Here is an 865-nt window from a genome sequence, read left to right on the forward strand (position 1 = left end):
CTCGGGCTGGGGCCGAGGATCATCGCCGCCTGCTGGGCGAAGAGCTTGTTGACGACGGCTTCCAACTCGTCCGGTGGGACGGTGTGAAGCTGGGCGAGCGTGTAATCGTCGGAGTACGTTCCAAGAGTGGTGTCGGTGACAGCCTTGATCGACTTCTGATCGACAGCGGCTTGCAGGAGTGTACATCGGATGATCCCGGAGTCGAAGCCGCAGCCTTCGACTCCGGGGAGTGGGATCTCTGCGAGTAGATCAAGCGCTAAGGTTTCAAGTTCAGAAGCCGTAAGGGCAGTGTCTGGATGGTAGAGGAACTTCATACACCCATCCAGACGCTCTCTGAGAACTCATCAGTAGTGGCTATCCACTGACTTGATGGGAACTACCGATAGTCTCTGCTGAGATCCTGCTTCACCCCGTCGCTAAACTAGAACAGATGGCTTCACATCCGGGTCCCGAGGGTTCATACGGATTGCTGTACCGATTTACCGGCGCAACCGCCGCACGGGTCGCGGTTGCGTCGGTACTGACTCACAGGAAACCGTATCAGTGATGGTCAAGACACACCCCATAACGAAATCGACGAACGATACGTATTTGATGCTCTCGGGAGCTCTCGCCGTATCGACAACCGAAATCGGTAAATTGGTGTTGTGACCGGTGTGTCGGCAGTCAAATAGAGTACTTTCTATGCTATCCACAGATCATCAGCCAACCGTGAAACGGCAAGTCGCAGACAGCCAAGAGAAACAAATCGATGACTCCCGACACACCAAACAACGACAAACTGAGCCGAGAACTCGAGTCGCAGAGTTCAAAAAAGAACGAACGAAGTATCGAAGATGAATTCTACGGAATCTACGAGTGTCAG

General features: G+C 53.5%; 1 pseudogene. It reads right to left on the reverse strand.

From position 1 onward, the window contains the following. Positions 1 to 314, reverse strand: a pseudogene (locus ACNA7R_RS20485) (ISH3 family transposase); the annotation flags it as partial. Between the last annotated feature and the right edge of the window lie 551 nt (positions 315 to 865).

The sequence above is a fragment of the Natronococcus sp. genome (genome assembly GCF_047921035.1).
GTDB lineage: Archaea > Halobacteriota > Halobacteria > Halobacteriales > Natrialbaceae > Natronococcus.